Raw genomic sequence first — 16,174 nt, forward strand, 5'->3', positions numbered from 1 at the left:
GGGACGGGGCGGCGCGGGTCTCAGCGCGTGACGAGACCGGCCGCCCAGGCGGCGACCTCGGCCCGGGAACGCAGCCCGAGCTTGGAGAGCACGTGCTCCACGTGGCCCTCGACCGTGCGATAGGAGATGACGAGCTCCGCGGCGATCTCGCGGTTGCTCATGCCGGTGGCGAGCAGGCTCGCGACCTCCTGCTCGCGCCGGGTCAGGGCCACCGCGGCCGCGCTCGCCGGGAGCAGGCCCGCGGGCGCAGGTCGGACCGGCGGTTCGACAGCACGCCCCTCGGTCAGCGCCGCCCAGAGCTGTTCGCGCGGCAGCGACAGCCCCTCCTCGACGGCCCTGGCGTAGGCACTCTGCCCCAGCGCCGTCTCGCACGCGCGGCTCGCCTCGTGGCGGGAGCGGGCCAGGTGGGGGCCGAACGCGGAGAGCGTGGTGCGCATGGCCCGCCACCACTGGTCGGCCATTCCGAACAGCCGTGCCGCGTCGACGTACCTGCCCGCCGAACACGCCACCGCCGCGAGCAGCTCGGTGACCAGCGCCGATCCGAGGCGGTCGTCGAAGCGGACCTTCAGTCGCAGGCTCTCCCGGGCCAGCTGCTCGGCCCGGTCGTGCAGGCCGCGGGTCCACGCCGCATGGGCCTGGGCCCAGAGGGTGTAGGAGCGCGCCCAGGTCTCCCCGTGGCGCTCGCTGACCTCCAGGGCCTCCGCGCACAGGTCGTCGGCCTGCTCGTGGTCACCGCGCAGCGAGGCGGTGATCGCGAGCTGGAACTGGGTCATCAGGATGCCCTCGAGATCCGTCGCCCGCCGGTGCCCGGCCATCGCCGCGGCGTAGCTCGCCTCCGCACCGTCGAGGTCGCCGGTGAACAGCGCGACCGTTCCGGTCCAGGTGCGGCAGTGCGCGGCCGCCCGCTCGTCCCCGGCCGCGAGGGCGTAGGCGGCGCTCTCCGCCAGGTGCGTCCGGGCGCCGAGTGCGTCCCCCTGCAGCGCAGCGACCCACGCGCAGGACCACAGCGCCTCCGCCCGCTCGGGACCGGCCGTCCGCACCGCGCTCAGGGCCTGCTCGAGGCGCCGGCGCCCCTCCTGCAGGTGCCCACCCATCACCCAGTGGAAGCGCATGTCCGCGCCCAGCGCGAGCCCGGACACGCGGTGCGCCGGGTCCTCGTCGGCCAGGTAGGAGTCGAACGCCGCGGCGAGATTCGTCCGGTCGTCGCGCAGCTCGGCGAGGTGCGTCGCCTGATCGGCGTCCCAGAACTCGCGGCGCACGGTCCGCGCCATCTCGGCGTAGTAGCGCCGGTGACGCTCCCGGGCCGCCCGCGTGCCGCCGGTCGCCTCGAGCTGTTCCAGCCCGAACTGGGCCAGCGACTCCAGGATCCGGTAGCGGACGGCCCCACGCTGCTCGCGCACCAGCAGGATGGACTTGCCGACCAGTCCGTCGACGAGGTCGAGCACGTCGCCACTGTCGGAACAGGTGGCCTCCAGGGCCTCGAGGCTCGCGTCGCCGGAGAACACCGACATCCGGGCCCACAGCTCGCGCTCGCCCGGCGAGCACAGGTCGAAGCTCCAGCTCACCAGCGCCCGCAGCGTCTGGTGGCGCGGCAGGGCGGTCGGGTCGCCCTGCGACAACATCCGGAACCGGTCCTCGACGCGCGCCAGCAGCTGCTCGATCGACAGCGACCGCAGGCGCGCCGCCGCGAGCTCGATCGCCAGGGGCAGACCGTCGAGCCGGGCGCACAGCTGCGCAGCGGTGCCGACGTTCGACTCGGTCAGCCGGAAGTGGGCGGCGGTCGCGCTCGCCCGCTCCTCCAGCAGCCGCACGGCCGGGTAGGTCCGCGCGGCCCGCAGGGTCAGCTCCGCGTCGGGCTCGGGTGTGGCCAGCGGCCGGACGGCGACCGCCTGCTCACCCGTGATCGCGAGCGGCTGCCTGCTGGTGGCCAGCAGCCGGACGTGGGGGGCGTGCCGCAGCACCACGTCGGCCAGGGCCTGGCACCCGCCGAGGACATGCTCGCAGTTGTCCAGGACCAGCAGCAGCGCCTGCTCGGCGAGGTGCGCCACGAGGTGCTCGGTGACCAGGGCCGACGAGCTTCGCAGGTCCAGCGCCGCCGCCACCGCCTCGGCGACGTCCGCCTCGTCGGTCAACGAGGCCAGCTCCACCATCCACACACCGTCCGGGAAGCCGCGCCGGGCAGCCCTGGCCAGCTCCACGGCCAACCGGGTCTTGCCCACCCCGCCGGGCCCGACGAGCGTCGTGAGCCGGGACCCGTCGAGCAACCGGCGGCCCACCGAGATCTCCTCGTCGCGGCCGACGAAACTGGTCACCGTCTCGGGCAGCTTGCCCGCACCCACCCGGCACCCGTCCACAGGTCTGCCGGTCACCATGCGGGGTGGGCTCGGCGTCGAGCTCATCAGCACTCCTCGGCACCGGGTTGCGCTGCAGCAGAGCACACTATCGCGAGGTCGCGTACCGCCTGTAAAGCAGGAGAAGGCGAGGTAGAACGTGAGCGGAACTCATCGCGGGGCGCCCTGCCGGAGGCGGCGATCCACCGCCGGTGGGAGCAGCGCGAGTGCAGCCGGGCGGTCGCCTCCAGTTCGGCCACGAGGCCTACCGCGCGGGTCGAATGGTGCCGGTGACCTCACCGAACCCGATCCGGGCACCGTCCGGACCCGGGGCGGTCGCCGAGATGACGACCTCGTCCCCGTCCTCCAGGAACGTCCGCTCCTCGCCCTTGACCGTGACCGGCTCGGCGCCGCCCCAGGTCAGCTCGATGAACGCACCGCGCTGGTGGCGTTCGGGGCCGGACACGGTGCCGGAGGCGAACAGGTCGCCGGTGCGGGCCGTGGCCCCGTTGACGGTCATGTGCGCGAGCATCTGGGCCGGGGACCAGTACATCTCCCGGTACGGCGGGCGGGCGACCTCCTCGCCGTTCCAGTCGACCGCGAAGTCGACGTCCAGGCCCCAGTCCTCTCCGCCGCGCAGGTACTCCACCGGCTGCGGGTCCTGGCCGGGCACCGGCACCCGGGCCTCGGCCAGCGCCGCCAGCGGCACCACCCATGCCCCGATCGAGGTGGCGAAGCTCTTGCCGAGGTTCGGGCCGAGCGGGACGTACTCCCAGGCCTGGATGTCCCGGGCGGACCAGTCGTTGACCAGCACCGCACCGAAGACGTGCGCGGCGAAGTCCTCGACCGGGATGCGGTCGCCGAGCCCGGTGCCGACCCCGACCAGGAAGCCCAGCTCCACCTCGATGTCCAGCCGCCTCGAGGGGCCGTAGGTCGGTGCGTCCTCCTGGGGGGTCTTGCGCTGGCCGCAGGGGCGCACGATGTCGGTCCCGGACACCACGACGGTGCTCGATCGGCCGTGGTAGCCGACCGGCAGGTGTTTCCAGTTGGGCAGCAGCGGCGCGGCGTCCGGCCGGAACAGCCGCCCGAGGTTGGCGGCGTGGTGCTCGGAGGCGTAGAAGTCCACGTAGTCGGCGACCTCGACGGGCAGGTGCAGGGTCACGTCCTGCACCGGGTGCAGGGCTGCGGTGGGCAGGTCCGCCCCCGCGAGCGCGGTGAGCCGCTCCCGGACCCGCGCCCAACGGGCCGGGCCCTGGGCCATGAACGGGTTCAGCGTGGGTGCGGCGAACACCGCGTCGTCCGGCTCCGTGAGCAGCGCCGACAGGTCGAGCACCGTGTCGCCGAGCCGGCTCCCGACGCGCGGGGCTCCCCCACCGACCGAGAACACGCCGTAGGGCAGGTTCTCGGGGCCGAAAGGCGATCCGGCGGGGACGTCGACGGCGGTCATGCGTGTACTCCTTCTCGCACGGGCGGGACGAGCAGGCCCAGGTCGAGCAACTCGTCGCGCGGCTCCGTGATGCTGCAGGTGCCGAACGAGGCGAAGGCGGCCCGGGTTCGCGCGACCCGAGCCGGGACGAGCCGGGTGACCAGCTCCGTGACGGCCGTCCCGTCCCGTTCGGCGAGCAGCGCGCGTGCCTCGTCCTCGCCGCCGCCGTGGGCCAGGGCGTCCGTCGCGAGCAGCAGGTTGAGGAAGCCGTGTCGCTCGAACCCGGTCTCCGGATCGGTGTTGCGCAGCGCGTGGTGCAAGCCGGCCGTGGCCTTGAACGGCACCCCGGACCGGACCACCGCGGCGAGCGCCGCGGCCAGCTCGGCCTCGTCCGGATGCAGGTCGGCCCGGACCCCGCCGGTACGGAACTTCGCCCGGAGCCGCCCCTCGGACTCGGCCAGGGCGACCAGCACCGCGTCTCGCCGGACGTCCCGCGGCACCTCGACGTACACGTCGAACGCGGGGTCCGCGGGCAGGGCGGCGTCGAGCTCCGCAAGGAACCCGCTGACCGTCGCGTCCGCGGGGACCGCGACCTCGATCGCCCGCAGGGTGACCGCCCCCGTCACATGGGTCAGCACGCCCGGCAGGTCGGCGGGCCCTCCCGGGAGCGTGACCGCCAGCGGCAGGGCGGCCCCGGCCGGGACCAGCCGTGTGAGCCGGGGCAGGGCGGCGGCGGCGAGCACGAGCGGCCCGACCAGCCCGCGGAACCAGGTGCCGTCGCGGTCGCGGTAGGCCCGCACCGCGTCGGGCAGCGACGCCAGGCCCGGAGGGAAGACCGCCGCGTCGTCGCACAGCCCGGCGACGACGGCGGGAATCCGGTCGCTCACCCCGCTCACGAGGCGGGCCCCCGCCCCGACCAGGACCACGCGTAGGCGGGGTCCTCGGCCGCCAGGCCGCCCTCGCCGAGCTCCAGCGGCCGGAACGTGTCGACCATGACCGCCAGCTCGTCGAAGAACTCCGCGCCCAGCGAGCGCTCGACCGCACCCGGCTGCGGGCCGTGACTGTGCCCGCCGGGGTGCAGGCTGATCGAGCCCTGCGCGATGCCCGAGCCCTTGCGCGCCTCGTAGTCCCCGCCGCAGTAGAACATGACCTCGTCGGAGTCCACGTTGGAGTGGTAGTACGGCACCGGCACCGCCAGCGGGTGGTAGTCCACCTTGCGCGGCACGAAGTTGCAGATCACGAAGTTGTCGCCCTCGAACACCTGGTGCACGGGCGGTGGCTGGTGCACGCGGCCGGTGATCGGCTCGAAGTCGGCGATGTTGAAGGTGTACGGGTAGAGGCACCCGTCCCAGCCCACCACGTCGAACGGGTGGGTCGGGTAGACGTAGCGGGTGCCGGTGATCCCGCGCGAGCCGCGGTGCTTCACCAGCACCTCGACGTCGGCGCCCTCGACCAGGAAGGGCTCGGTGGGGCCGTGCAGGTCCCGCTCGCAGTAGGGCGCATGCTCGAGCAGCTGCCCGTACCGCGACAGGTACCGCTTGGGTGGGGCGACGTGCGAGTTCGCCTCGATCACGTAGGCGCGCAACGGGTCCGGCCCGGTGGGGAGCCAACGGTGGGTCGTGGCGCGTGGGAGCACCACGTAGTCGCCCTGCACCGCGGTCAGCACGCCGAACACCGTCTCGACGGTGGCCGAGCCGGACTCGACGTACACGCACTCGTCGCCGATCGCGTTGCGGTACAACGGCGAGGACTCGCCTGCGACGACGTAGGAGAGGCGCACGTCCGCGTTGCCCAGCACCAGTCTGCGGCCGGTGACCACGTCCACGGCCTTCCAGTCCTCGCTGCCGAGCCGGTGCAGTTGCAGGTGGCGCGGCAGCAGCGGGCGGTTCTCGGTCAGGGTCTGGTCGGGCAGGTCCCAGGGCGTGGCGTCGACGATCGCCGACGGGACGCCGAGGTGGTAGAGCAGCGAGGAGTCCGAGGAGAAGCCCTCCTCCCCCATCAGCTCCTCGTAGTGCAGGCCACCGTCGGCCCGCCGGTGCTGGGTGTGCCGCTTGGGCGGGACGCTACCGACCCGCGCGTAGTGCGCCATCGTGGTTCTCCTCCCTGTTGTGGTGGGGGGCCGTGGCCCGTGCGGTGGCGCGGTGCAGCGCCCTGGCGATCTCGTCGACGGTCGGGTCGGTCAGGACCGCGGCCACGTGCGCGTCCGGCCGGACGACCCAGACCTCCCGGGCGCACGCGTCGAGCGCGGCGGTGAGAGTGCCCTCGGGGTCGAGCTCGGCGAGCGGGAGGACGCGGACCGGACCGGGCATGGCCGCTGCCGCCGTGTGGGCGGCGCCGAGGTCGGCGCCGTCGGTGGTGAGCAGCAGGAAACCGTCCCGGGCCAATGCCCGTGCCCGGCCGCGGCCGCCGCCGGGGGTGGTGACGGGGGCGTCGGGCAGCAGTACACCGGGACCGGCGGGCGGCACGCGGCCCCGCGGGGGGCGCCCGGCGAACGGACGCTCTTCGGCCGGGGTGGTGAGCTCGGACCCCACGTACCAGAACGGCTCGGCGAGGCGGCCCGAGTCCACCCTCGCGCGGGCATCCGGGTCGGTCGCGGCGGCGGCCAGCACCTCCGCGCGGTGGCGGGCCTGCTGCTCGTCCTGCGGCACGAGGAAGTCCATGGTCGCCGTGGTGACCGCGATGTTCTCCACGGCCGCGGCGTGCCGCTCGGCGTGGTAGCTCTCCAGCAGGTCGGCGGGTGCCCAGCCGTGGCCGACGTAGGCGATCTTCCACGCCGCGTTCTCGGCGTCCCCCACCCCGGAGTTCAGGCCCCGCGCCCCGAAGGGGGAGACCAGGTGGGCCGCGTCCCCCGCGATCAGGACCCGGTCGCACCGCATGCGGTCGACGACGCGGGAGTGGAAGCGGTAGACCGACTTCCAGACGATCTCGTAGTCCCGCACGCCGATGATCGCCCGGATCCGGGCGTCGAGGGCGCCGGAGGCCACCTCGGCCTCGAGGTCGAAGTCCGCGGGGACCTGCCAGTCGATCCGGAACGTCGAGTCCGGGCACGGGTGGATCAGCACCTGCCGGCCCGGGTTCCACTCCGGGTCGAAGTAGAACCGCCGCTCGGTGGCCCAGCCGGGCAGGTCGACGCGGATGTCGCAGATCAGGAAGCGGTCGTCGAAGGACTGCCCGTGGAAGCCGACGCCGAGCAGCGTGCGCAGCTCCTCGCTGCGCGAGCCCCCGCAGGCGACGAGGTAGGGGGCCTGCAGTGACACCCGGCCCGCGCCGGTGTCGCACTGCAGCACGACTCGCTCGTCGTCCTGGGCGACGTGGACGACTCGGTGGCCCCACCGCACGTCGATCAAGGGCTCCGCGAGCATGCGCTCGTCGAGGATCTGCTCGGTGCGCGTCTGGGAGATGTTGACGAACGGGGGGAAGGTGGAACGCCCCGCCTCCGCGAACTCGATCGCAAACAGCTCCCGGGCGCGGTGGAAGGTGCGCGATGTGGTCCAGGTGACGCCCTCGTCCGCGATCTGGCGGCCCGCGCCCACGGCGTCCCAGACGTCGAGGACATCGCGCTGCTGGCAGATCGCCTTGGACCCGATCGGGTCCCGTTCGGGTCGTTGGTCGAGCACCACGCACGGCACGCCCCAGCGGGCCAGCAGCAGTGCCGTGGTCTGCCCGACGGGCCCGGCGCCGAGCACGGCGACCGGGCCGTGCGGCCAGGTGGTGGGCATGGTGACTCCCGTCGTCGAGATGGTCGCGCCTCAGCTCTGCAGCTGGGCCCAGACCTCCTGGTCGCGCTCGGCCGTCCAGATGATCGGCCGCTCCACCCCGGACAGCTCGTCCCACACCCGCGAGACGTCGAAGGGCAGGCAGTGCTCGAAGATCGGCCAGTGCCCGTAGTCGTCCACCAAGGCGGCGTGGGTGGCCTCGAACGCCTCCTTCAGCGTGCCGCCGCGCTGCTGCGTGGCGCCGACCTCGCGCAGCATGACCTGCAGGAACCCGCGGGTCTGCTCGATCGCGGCGTCGACCTCGGCGCGGCCGCGGCTGACCGCTCCGCGACCGCCGACGAGCTGCTCGGCGTGGAGCGCCTTGATCGCATCGAGCGTGCCGGTCGCCCAGTCGCGATGGAACGCATCCCCGGTGTACAGCGCGGCCTGGGCCTCGACCAGGTCACCGGCGAAGAGGATCTTCTGACGGGGCAGCCAGGCGGTGATGTCGCCCTCGGTGTGCCCTCGGCCGTGGTACTGCAGCACGAGGTCGCCGCGGTCGCCGCCGAGGTCGATGGTGAGCCGGTCGGCGAAGGTGAGGGTGGGCCAGGTCAGGCCGGGCACCGAGTCCGCGGCCTCGGCCAGCCGCGGCATCCGGGCGAACTCCGACTCCCAGTCCTGCTTGCCGCGCTCGGCCACGAGGTCGCGGGTGAGCTCGTGGGAGACGATGGTCTCCGCGTCGAAGGCGCTCGCCCCGAGCACCCGGACCGCGTGGTAGTGGCTCAGCACCAGGTAGCGCACGGGCTTGTCGGTGTGCTCGCGCAGCTTCGCGAGCCATTTGTGCGCCGCGACGGGCGTCGCGAGGGCTTCGAAGCAGACGAGGAAGTCCTCGCCCTCGACCGCGCCGATGTTGGGGTCGCCCTCGGCGGTCAGCGCGTAGACGCCGTCGGCGAGGATCTCGAGGGTCTGTTCCTTCGTCGCGGTGTCGGCTGACGAGGCGAACGGCTTGGCCATCACAGGGACCTTTCGGCTGTCGGTGGTACGGGCACGACTCCACGAGGTGTGCAGTGCGGTGCAGCCGATCGGGGAGGCAGCGCGGGAACGGACACCAGGCGCCTCCCCCACCATCGGGAGCTCCGTCAGGGGTCGACGACCACCTGATCAAAGCCTTGACCAGGAACACGGTAGAGCGTCCGCCGCAGGCAATCAAACCTTTTAACATCTCGTCCTACGTGACGCACGTCACATACTACGAGCGTCGGCTGATCCAGTCCTCGTCCTGCGCCGCGGTGACCAGCCTCGTCAGGACCCGGTTGAGCACGGCCAGCTCCTCCGTCGTGAGGAGGGCCGCCCACTCGGCCTCGCGGCGGTTGTGCGTCTCGAAGGTCGCCTCGAGGCGCCGCACACCCTCCGCAGACAGCGACAGGGTCACCGAGCGCCGGTCGTGCGGGTCCGGGGTTCGTTCGACGAGGCGGGCGGCGCCGAGCGTCTTGGCCAGACTGGACACCGCGGCGCGACTCATCCCGGTCAGCTCGGCCGCCCTGCTCGGGTCCAGCGCCCCGGCGACCCAGAGAGCGAACAGCAACCGGAACGCCGACCAGCTCCAGCCGGCAGGCCGGTGCACCCGGGACTCGAGGTCGTAGACGATCGTGCTCGCGACCCGGTGCAGCAGCAACACCATCGCCATGGCATCCCGGTCGATGTTCGGCAGCCGCGCCTCGGTCCGGTCGAGCGCGACCTCGGCGAAACCGAGGAACCCGGCGGCGACCGCGTCGTCGTCGGGGACCGCGGAGTCGGGAGAGGACGGCACGAGCCGATCGTAGGCCGCCCCGTCACCCCTCGATGATCGCGGCGGCGGCCGCGCATCCGGGCGCGCCGCCCTCACACCGGACTCGGTCCCCGGCCTCTCGCACGCAGGAGGACGGAAACGCTCACCCGGTCAGCGTCTCCCGACAGAACTCGGCGAAGGCCTGGGCCCGCCGTGTGAGCCGGGCGTTGCGCGCGTGGACCAGGACCACGTCCACCTGCGGCACGTCCTCCTCGATGTCCCGGTACACCAGCGGAGGCCCCGCGTAGGTCGACGCGGCGGACGGTCGTTGCAGCAGCAGCGAGTACCCGACCCCGCTCGCCACCAGGGACCGCACCGACTCGAAAGTGGTCGTCGAGAACCGGACCGCGGGCTCGACACCACCGACGGCGAGCACTTCGCGGAACATCTCGGCGCTCGGCGGCATGTCGAGCATGACCATGGGCTCGTCGCGCAGCTCGGTGAGCGACAGCGGACCGGTCGTCGCGAGCCGATGCCCGGCGGGCAGCAGGACGTAGGGCCGGACGCTGTAGAGCACGGTCCGGGTGAACTCGGGCCCGATGCCGAGGTCGTACATCAGGGCCGTCTCGCAGGTCCCGTCGGACAGTCGCGCGAGCATCTCGGCCACCGACCCCTCGAACAGGGTGACGGTGACGTCGGCGTGGCGGGCGGGGAAGCGCTGCACGATCTCCGGCACCACGAAGGGCGTCAGCGTGGGGTAGCAGGCGAGCACGAGCTCGCCGCTGACCGACTGACCCAGGCTCCGCGCGATCGACTGCACCTCCCCGGCGTGGGCGAGCAGCCTGCGCGCCTCCGGCAGCACCTCGCGAGCGGCCCCGGTCAGCTCGATCCCGCGCGACTTGCGCCGCATGAACAGCTGCACGCCGAGGACCTTCTCCAGCTCGGTCACCGCGAGCGAGACGGCCGATTGCGAGATGTGGTGGCGGTCTGCCGCCGCCGCCATCGTCCCCTCCTCGGCGACGGTGACGAAGTACTCGAGCTGGCGCAGCGTGAAGCGCGCACCCCCTCCTGCCATGGCGGCACGGTAGCAGGATGATGAGTTTTCCTTGCCTAGTAGCGATGCAAACGCTGCTTTACAAGAGCATCGTCGGCCCCGGAGGGTGAAGGGGCAGGTCGACGGGACGGACCGTCAACGCACGAGGAGCGACGATGCCCAAGGTGATCTTCCACCACGACGACGCCGACAGTGACGTCCTGGACGTCGATGCCGGGACGAGCCTCATGCGCGCCGCCGTCGCGAACGGTGTGCGCGGCATCGTCGGCGAGTGCGGGGGCCAGGCGATGTGCGCCACCTGCCACGTCTACGTCCGCGAGCCCTACCTCGACACGCTCCCGCCGATGAGCGAGGACGAGGACGAGATGCTGGACTGCGCCGCCGCCCCCCGCCACGCCGACCGCAGCCGCCTGGGCTGCCAGATCGAAGCGGGCACGCATCTCGACGAGATCGAGGTCGACGTGCCCGCCCACCAGATCTGAGGAGGCAGGCGTGGAGAGCGCCGTCGTCGTCGGCGCGGGGCAGGCGGGGGTCCAGGTCGTCGACTCGCTGCGCGCGGGCGGCTACCGCGGGTCGGTCGTCCTCGTGGGCGAGGAGGCCGAGCTTCCCTACCAACGTCCACCACTGTCCAAGGACTTCATGGGGGAGGGCCGCGAGCCCGCGGCCCTCCCCCTGCGGGCGCGACGGTTCTTCAGCGACAGGGAGATCGACCTGCGGCTCGGGCGCGCCGCTGTCCGGATCGACCGGGACCGGCGAGTCGTCGTGCTGCGTGGCGGGGAGGAGATCGGCTACTCCACCCTCGTCCTGGCCACCGGCGCGACCCCGCGCAGGCTCCCGCTCCCGGGGACCGACGCCGCCGGGGTCCGTGAGCTGCGCACGCTCGGGGACGCCACGGCACTTCGTGCGGCGCTGTCCACCACCCGCCGTGCCGTCGTGGTCGGCGCCGGGTTCATCGGGCTGGAGTTCGCCGCCGCGGCGCGCAGGCGCGGCGTCGAGGTGACCGTGCTCGAGGCGGCCACGCGTCCGCTCGAGCGGGCCCTGTCCGCCGAGACCGCGGACTTCCTCACCGGAGCGCACCGAGAGATGGGCACCGCGCTCGAACTCGGCGAGGGTCTCGTGGAGCTGGAGGTCGAGGACGGCGCAGTCCGCGCGGTCGTCGGGACGAGTGGCCTGCGGTATCCCGCCGACCTGGTTCTGCTCGGCGTCGGGGTGCGGCCGTGCGACGACCTCGCCCGCGACGCGGGCCTGACCGTCGACGACGGGATCGTGGTCGACGGGTGTCTGCGGACCTCGGACCCGGCGGTCTATGCGATCGGCGACTGCGCACGGTTCCCCTTCGGGCCCGACGGCGCACTGCACCGCCTGGAGTCCGTCCAGAACGCCGTCGGCCAGGGCACTCACGTGGCGCGCGCGATCCTGGACGAGACCTCCGAGCGGTACGGCGGACTGCCGTGGTTCTGGAGCGACCAGGGGCCGGTCCGCCTGCAGATCGCGGGACTGGCGCGGCCGGACGACACCACGGTCCTCACCGGCGACGTACCGGGCGGGAGGTTCTCCGCATTCCGGTTCCGCGCCGGGAGCCTGGTCGCCGTCGAGTCGGTCAACCGCCCGGCCGACCACATGGCCGCTCGCCGGGTGCTGGGCACCGACCGGTTGCCCGGCCCGGAGCAGGTCGCCGCGCCCGGCTTCAGCCTGAAACAGCACGCCACGCAGCTCGCCGCCGCGAGCTAGAGCCCTCCCGGAGCCACCATGAGCCCGTCCACCACGGCCGCCGCGCCCGCCCCCGTCGCCGACTGGGTCGACGTCGCTGCCATGCAGCATGACCCGTACGAGACCTACGACCGCCTGCGCGAGACCGGTCCCCTCGTCCGGGTGCCGGCGATGAACCGGTACCTCGCCACGACCTTCGAGGGCTGCCGGGCGATCGAGGCCGACCAGGTCACCTTCTCGGCGAGCGTCGGCGGGGCCGGGGCGACCATGGCCCGCGCGCTCGGCGCCACACCCATGCTGCGCAAGGACGACCCGGGACACGCCGCAGAGCGCCGTCCGGTCAACCCTTGCCTGCGGCCCAAGCGGATCCGCGAGTCGTGGGTGCCGCTGTTCGAGCGCAACGCGCAGACCTACCTGGACGAGCTGGTGGCGAAGGGGCCGGGGGCGGCCGACCTCAATCTCGACTACGCCGCCCCGCTCGCCGCGCAGAACCTGGTGGACATGCTGGGCTTGCGCGGGGTCGGGGTCGGGGCCGAGGACATGCGACGGTGGTCGCACGCCTTCATCGCGGGCATCGGCAACCTGCAGGACGATGCGGAGATCTGGGCGCGCTGCGACACCGCCCAGGCGGAGGTGGACGCCTGCCTCGACGAGCTCCTCCCCCGGCTGCGGTCGGCGCCGGACACCTCGCTCACCTCCGCGCTGGCCGCCTCCGGCCTGAGCGACGAGGCCGTGCGGGCCAACGTCAAGCTCACCATCTCCGGCGGCATGAACGAGCCTCAGCACATGGTGACCAACGTGGTGTGGGCACTGAGCAGGCACCCGCAGCAGCGCGGGCGCGTCCTCGCCGACCCCGCGCTGTGGCCCTCGGTGTTCGACGAGGCCGTGCGGTGGTTGTCCCCCATCGGCATGTATCCGCGCCAGACCACCATGGACACGGTGCTGGAGGGCGTGGAGCTGCCCGCCGGGGCCATCCTCGGCGTCGTGGTCGGGGCGGCGAACCGAGACCCTGCCGCCTTCGACCACCCGGAGGCCTTCGACATCGCCCGGCCGAGGCAGCCGCACCTGGGCTTCGGCAGCGGTGTGCACCTCTGCGCCGGGCATTGGGCCGCGCGGATCTCGATCGGCGAGATCGGGATCCCGCTGCTCTACGACCGGCTGCCCGATCTCCGCACCGACGAGCGCCGCTCCGAGGAGTGGTTCGGCTGGGTCTTCCGCGGGCTCACCCACCTCCCCGTCACCTGGTAGATCCCGCCCGCAGGCACCTGGTCCCGTCGTGGCAGCGGCGGAGTGGGTGACGCCGTCGTCGGGCAGCCGGCCCGTCTCCCGTCTCGGACACTCCGGGCCGGGACGGGCTGGGCCACACACTCCGCCTGGTCAGACGCCGCCGGAGTTGAGGCCCTTGGTCATGATCTCTCGCATGACGTTCTTGCGGACCTTGCCCGTCACGGTCATCGGGAACTGGTCGACCACCTGCACGTAGCGCGGGATCTTCTGCCGCGACAGACGATCTTCGCAGTACTCGCGCACACTCTCGGCATTCAGCTCGGGCGAGCCCGGCCGCATGACCAGCCATGCGGCGACTTCTTCGCCCATCCGATCATCGGGTACCCCGACGACCTGGACGTCGACCACGTCCGGATGGCCCATGAGGCATTCCTCGATCTCGCGCGGGTAGATGTTCTCGCCGCCGCGGATGATCATGTCCTTCAGTCGGCCCACCACGGTGAGGTAGCCGTCCTCGTCCATGACGGCGAGGTCGCCGGTGGAGAGCCAGCCGTCGTCGCCGAGGACCTCGGCCGTGCGCTCCGGGTCCTCCCAGTAGCCGATCATCACGGAGTAGCCGCGGAAGCAGGCCTCCCCCACCGATCCACGGGGCACGATGTCGCCGGTGACGGCATCCCGGACCGCGATCTCCAGGTGCGGCATCGCGACGCCGACGGTCTCCGTCTTGCGCCGGATGTCGTCGTCGAGCTTCGTCTGCGTGGCGACGGGCGAGTTCTCGGTCATCCCGAAACAGATGGTCACCTCCTCCATGCCCAGCTCGCTGATCACGCGGAGCATCGCATCGACGGGACAGGGCGACCCGCCCATGATCCCGGTCCGCAGCGACGAGACGTCGAGGCCGGTGGAGGCGAGGATCTCCAGCTCCGCGATGAACATCGTCGGGACGCCGTAGAGCGAGGTGCATCGGTGCTGGGCCACGGCCTGCAGAGTCTGCAGCGGGTCGAACCACGGCCCGGCCAGGATCGCGGTCGCGCCGTGGTAGAAGGTCGACAATGTGCCCATCACCATGCCGAAGCAGTGATACAGCGGTACCGGCACACAGACCCGGTCTTCTGGTGTGTAGGCGAGGCCGTCGCCGAAGAATCGGGCGTTGTTGACGATTCCCCGATGGCTGAGGGTGGCACCCTTGGGTGATCCGGTGGTCCCGGACGTGAACTGGATGTTGATCGGGTCGTCCGGGTCGAGGGAGGCGGCGATGTCCTCCACGATGTCCGTGTGCTCCGGCGCACCGCCCGCCACCCGCTCCCAGTCGGCACTGCTCAGTTCGATCACCGTGCGGAGATCCGGGCAGTCGGCGCGCACGTGGTCCAGCAGCTCGCGGTAGGACACGTCCCGGAAGCCGGTGGCGGACACCAGCGTCGAGACCTGCACCTTGCGCAGTGCGTACCCGAGCTCGGGGGCCCGGTACGCGGGGTTGATCGTCACCAGGATCGCCCCGAGTTTCGCCGAGGCGAACTGCACGAGGACCCACTCGGCACAGTTCGCCGACCAGATGCCCACCCGCTCACCGGGGCGTACCCCCGCGGCGTACAGACCGGTCGCGCAGGCGTCCACTGCGGCGAGCAACTCGGTGTAGGTCCAGGTACGCCCCGTGTGGTGCTCCACGAGCGCGAGGCGGTCCGCTTCGCGTTCCGCGGACCGCGCGAGCGTCGCGTACACAGTGGACTCATCGAGCTCGGCGGCCCTGGGGCCGGCGGCGTAGGACAGTCCGTGGTCGTCCACGGGAACGGTGCGCGCAGACATGAGTCCTCCACTCTGCGGGGTACAAGGACCGAGCGACGTGCTTGCGGGCGAGGTGCGCCGGGTGGCGCCGTTCAGCATCCGGTCCATACCGGATCTCGTCGTTCCGTGAAGGCGCGGCTTCCCTCTGCGGCGTCCGCCGAGGCGAACACGGTGTCCGTCCACTGCTGCTGCCACTGGAACATCGACGACTCGGACCGGTCGTACGCCGCCCGGGCGATCCTGGTGGAGGTCGCCACGGCGAGCGGGGCGTTGGCGGCGATCGCCGTCGCGAGGTCCAGGGCCGTGTCGAGAGCGGCGTTCTCCGGCGTGACCCGGTTGACGAGCCCGTACTGGAGGGCGACGGCGGGCTCGAGCATCGCGCCGGTCAGCAGCAGCTCCATGGCGATCGCCCGGGGAAGCACACGTGGGAGCCGGAACATCCCGCCGCCGCGGGCGACGAGCCCACGCCGCACCTCCGGAAGGGCGAACCGTGCCGTCTCCGACGCGACGACGAGGTCGCAGGCCAGGACCATCTCGAAGCCCCCGCCGAGGGCGAAGCCCTCCACCGCGGCCACGACCGGCTTGGTCGGCGGCGTCTCGACCAACCCGCCGAAGCCGCGGCCGGGCACGAACGGGCGCTCACCGCTCTCGACGAACCGCTTCAGGTCCATGCCGGCGCAGAAGTGTCCCCCGTTGCCGGTCAGGACGGCGACCGACAACGCGTCGTCCGCGTCGAGCTCGTCCATCGCGCCGGCGATCACGCGCGCCGCGTCGAGCGTCATCGCGTTGCGCTGCCGAGGTCGGTCGAGCGCGATCAGGAGCACCGGCCCGCGACGCTCGACCAGAACCTCGCCGTCGGTCATCTCGGTGCCATCCGGATGGCGCCGTCGAGCCGGAGGGTGGCTCCGTGGCCGGCTACCTGCGGTCTGCCCCTCCCCCGTTCACCGAGTCGGCCCTGACGGCCGTGCGGTGCCCTGTGCTGGTCGTCCTCGGTGATCGAGACTTCAGCGGACCTGCCGACCGTCTGGTGGCAGCATTGCCGAACGCGACTCTGCTGACGTTGCGCAAGACCGACCACTTCGCCACGGCCTCCGACTTCACCTGCATGGAGGAGGTCAGCCGCTTCCTGGGCGAGCAGGACCGACCCGACACCGCTTGAGCAGACCGGAGCCGCACGTGGGA

14 protein-coding genes are annotated in these 16,174 nt (G+C 72.5%); 4 read left to right on the plus strand and 10 right to left on the minus strand.

Annotated elements, in window-relative coordinates:
• Positions 1–20: 20 nt before the first annotated feature.
• From L3X23_RS18020 to L3X23_RS18055, 8 genes are all read right to left on the minus strand, one after another.
• A complete protein-coding gene (locus tag L3X23_RS18020) occupies positions 21–2,399 on the minus strand; it encodes a LuxR C-terminal-related transcriptional regulator (protein ID WP_237193286.1) in 2,379 nt (792 codons plus the stop codon).
• Between the two features lie 196 nt (positions 2,400–2,595).
• A complete protein-coding gene (gene fahA / locus L3X23_RS18025; protein ID WP_237193287.1) occupies positions 2,596–3,777 on the minus strand; it encodes a fumarylacetoacetase in 1,182 nt (393 codons plus the stop codon).
• Positions 3,774–4,643: a hypothetical protein gene (locus L3X23_RS18030; RefSeq protein WP_237193288.1), complete on the minus strand. Its 870-nt coding sequence runs from the start codon at positions 4,641–4,643 to the stop codon at positions 3,774–3,776. The genes fahA and L3X23_RS18030 overlap by 4 nt, the downstream gene beginning before the upstream one ends.
• Before the next feature lie 5 nt (positions 4,644–4,648).
• Positions 4,649–5,845: a homogentisate 1,2-dioxygenase gene (locus L3X23_RS18035; RefSeq protein WP_237193289.1), complete on the minus strand. Its 1,197-nt coding sequence runs from the start codon at positions 5,843–5,845 to the stop codon at positions 4,649–4,651.
• Positions 5,820–7,475, minus strand: coding sequence for an FAD-dependent monooxygenase (locus L3X23_RS18040; RefSeq protein WP_237193290.1), 1,656 nt, complete (start codon positions 7,473–7,475; stop codon positions 5,820–5,822). Before L3X23_RS18040 ends, L3X23_RS18035 begins: the two co-directional genes overlap by 26 nt.
• Before the next feature lie 30 nt (positions 7,476–7,505).
• On the minus strand, positions 7,506–8,468 hold the full coding sequence (locus L3X23_RS18045; protein WP_237193291.1) for an MBL fold metallo-hydrolase: 963 nt from the start codon (positions 8,466–8,468) through the stop codon (positions 7,506–7,508).
• Positions 8,469–8,700: 232 nt separating this feature from the next.
• Complete coding sequence (locus tag L3X23_RS18050) at positions 8,701–9,261, minus strand: MarR family winged helix-turn-helix transcriptional regulator (protein WP_237193292.1); 561 nt, start codon at positions 9,259–9,261, stop codon at positions 8,701–8,703.
• Positions 9,262–9,382: 121 nt separating this feature from the next.
• Entirely contained in the window at positions 9,383–10,294 is a 912-nt protein-coding gene (locus tag L3X23_RS18055) for a LysR family transcriptional regulator (protein ID WP_237193293.1), read from the minus strand.
• A 134-nt stretch (positions 10,295–10,428) separates the two neighbouring features.
• On the opposite strand from L3X23_RS18055, the gene L3X23_RS18060 reads away from it, so the two are divergent.
• From L3X23_RS18060 to L3X23_RS18070, 3 genes are read left to right on the plus strand one after another with little or no spacing between them, the layout of a single operon-like run.
• Positions 10,429–10,755: a 2Fe-2S iron-sulfur cluster-binding protein gene (locus tag L3X23_RS18060; RefSeq protein ID WP_237193294.1), complete on the plus strand. Its 327-nt coding sequence runs from the start codon at positions 10,429–10,431 to the stop codon at positions 10,753–10,755.
• Between the two features lie 10 nt (positions 10,756–10,765).
• Entirely contained in the window at positions 10,766–12,004 is a 1,239-nt protein-coding gene (locus L3X23_RS18065) for an FAD-dependent oxidoreductase (protein ID WP_237193295.1), read from the plus strand.
• A gap of 18 nt (positions 12,005–12,022) precedes the next feature.
• Positions 12,023–13,231 carry a cytochrome P450 gene (locus L3X23_RS18070; RefSeq protein WP_237193296.1) on the plus strand — a complete coding sequence of 403 codons (1,209 nt, stop codon included), beginning with the start codon at positions 12,023–12,025 and terminating at the stop codon, positions 13,229–13,231.
• Positions 13,232–13,360: 129 nt separating this feature from the next.
• Here L3X23_RS18070 and L3X23_RS18075 read toward each other — a convergent pair whose 3' ends face one another.
• Positions 13,361–15,013, minus strand: a complete 1,653-nt coding sequence (locus L3X23_RS18075) for an AMP-binding protein (protein WP_374204993.1) — start codon at positions 15,011–15,013, stop codon at positions 13,361–13,363.
• A gap of 71 nt (positions 15,014–15,084) precedes the next feature.
• Positions 15,085–15,855, minus strand: a complete 771-nt coding sequence (locus tag L3X23_RS18080) for a crotonase/enoyl-CoA hydratase family protein (protein ID WP_237193298.1) — start codon at positions 15,853–15,855, stop codon at positions 15,085–15,087.
• A gap of 113 nt (positions 15,856–15,968) precedes the next feature.
• On the opposite strand from L3X23_RS18080, the gene L3X23_RS18085 reads away from it, so the two are divergent.
• Positions 15,969–16,151, plus strand: a complete 183-nt coding sequence (locus L3X23_RS18085; protein WP_237193299.1) for a hypothetical protein — start codon at positions 15,969–15,971, stop codon at positions 16,149–16,151.
• Positions 16,152–16,174: the final 23 nt, after the last annotated feature.

Source organism: Pseudonocardia sp. WMMC193, from assembly GCF_021728735.1.
Taxonomy (GTDB): Bacteria; Actinomycetota; Actinomycetes; order Mycobacteriales; family Pseudonocardiaceae; genus Pseudonocardia; species Pseudonocardia oroxyli.